The sequence below is a fragment of the Bradyrhizobium sp. PRIMUS42 genome (assembly GCF_023006515.1).
Classification (GTDB): Bacteria; Pseudomonadota; Alphaproteobacteria; order Rhizobiales; family Xanthobacteraceae; genus Bradyrhizobium.
The window spans coordinates 1-1,844 of sequence record NZ_JALBGZ010000986.1 but is presented as its reverse complement, the minus strand read 5'-3'; the positions used below and the strand labels follow the sequence as shown (position 1 = coordinate 1,844).

General features: G+C 64.3%; 1 protein-coding gene and 1 pseudogene. Both read right to left on the bottom strand.

Annotation, left to right across the window (positions count from 1 at the left end):
- Positions 1 to 402 (bottom strand): annotated as a pseudogene (locus tag MOV75_RS36605) (pilus assembly protein); the annotation flags it as partial.
- A 16-nt stretch (positions 403 to 418) separates the two neighbouring features.
- Positions 419 to 1,792 (bottom strand): CpaF family protein, encoded by a 1,374-nt coding sequence (locus MOV75_RS36600; RefSeq protein WP_247007814.1) that lies wholly within the window; start codon positions 1,790 to 1,792, stop codon positions 419 to 421.
- Positions 1,793 to 1,844 lie beyond the last annotated feature (52 nt).

The following is a 1,844-nucleotide window of genomic DNA, read 5'->3' as shown; positions in this document are numbered from 1 at the left end:
CAGCCCGAACCCGCCGGCAAAGGCAAGGCCGGCAGCACCGATCAGGCCGCCGCCGGCGAACAGGGCGACCGCGAAAAACACGCCCGCCACAACGGCGGAGGCCACCCAGAATTTCTGCGTCGTCCAGTCGAGTCCAGCCTGCGACAGGCGGACGCTGAGCGGAACGCTCTTTTCCTGCAGGCGCCGCGCTTCGAGATCCTTCAGCGTGGTCTCGACCTGCTCGCGGCGCGAACGCTGGGTCTTCTCGGCCTGGCGTGACGTGGGCGCCTCGGCGCGCGAGATCGAGGCTCGGCGGCTCTCCGCCTTTCGTTCCCCGGACAGCAGCGGATAGAGGAACACCCAGGCGACGCCGCCGACCGCTGCGGTGGCGAGGAATGCGAGGGCGAGAACTTGCATGTTCATGACGGTGCTGACCTGCTCACGTCTTCGGCGTGACTTCCGCCGCGTCCAACGCAGCGGCAAGGCGCTTCTCGTCGCCGTAGTAACGAGCGCGTTCCCAGAACTTCGGACGGCCGATGCCGGTCGAGCGGTGCTGGCCGATGATCTTGCCGTTGGCGTCCTCGCCGACCATGTCGAAGAGGAAGACGTCCTGGGTGATGATGGTGTCGCCTTCCATGCCCATCACCTCGGTGATGTGGGTGATGCGGCGCGAGCCGTCGCGCAAGCGCGCGGCCTGGACGATGACGTCGATCGAGGCGCAGATCATCTCACGGATGGTGCGCGAGGGGAGCGAAAAGCCGCCCATCGTGATCATGGATTCGCAGCGCGACAGCGCCTCGCGGGGGTTGTTGGCGTGCAGCGTCCCCATCGAGCCGTCGTGGCCGGTGTTCATGGCCTGGAGCAGGTCGAACGCTTCTGGGCCGCGGACTTCGCCGACGATGATGCGTTCAGGACGCATGCGCAGGCAGTTGCGCACCAGCTCGCGCATGGTGACCTGGCCCTCACCCTCGATGTTGGGCGGACGGGTTTCCAGCCGCACCACGTGAGGCTGCTGCAGCTGTAGTTCGGCCGCGTCCTCGCAGGTGATGATGCGCTCGTCGTGCTCGATATAGTTGGTCAGGCAGTTGAGCAGCGTGGTCTTGCCCGAGCCGGTACCGCCGGAAATCAGCACGTTGCAGCGGACGCGGCCGATGATCTGGAGGATCTCCGCGCCTTCCGGTGAGATCGCGCCGAACTTGACGAGCTGATCCAGCGTCAGCTTGTCCTTCTTGAATTTGCGGATGGTGAGCGTCGGCCCGTCGATCGACAGCGGCGGCACGATGGCGTTGACGCGGGAGCCGTCGGCGAGGCGCGCGTCGCAGATCGGCGAGGATTCGTCGACGCGCCGGCCGACCTGGCTGACGATGCGCTGGCAGATGTTGAGGAGCTGTTGGTTGTCGCGGAAGCGAATTCCCGTGCGCTGGATCTTGCCAGCGACTTCGATGTAGACGGTGTTGGCACCGTTGACCATGATGTCGGCGATGTCGTCGCGCGACAGCAGCGGCTCGAGCGGGCCGTAGCCGAGAACGTCGTTGCAGATGTCGTCGAGCAGTTCCTCCTGCTCGGCGATCGACATCACGATGTTCTTGATCGCGATGATCTCGTTGACGATGTCGCGGATTTCCTCGCGCGCGGACTCCGAATCGAGCTTAGCGAGCTGGGCGAGGTCGATCGCCTCGATCAGCGCGCCGAAGATGGTCGCCTTGACCTCGTAATAATTGTCTGAACGCCGGCTCTCCATGGAAGGAGGCGGCGGGGCCTTATCACAGGTCTTTGGAATTTGGACAAATGGAATTGAACTGTCGTTTCGCATGCGAACGTTTCACAAGCGCACCGGCACTCCCGAATTTACGGATCTGACTGAC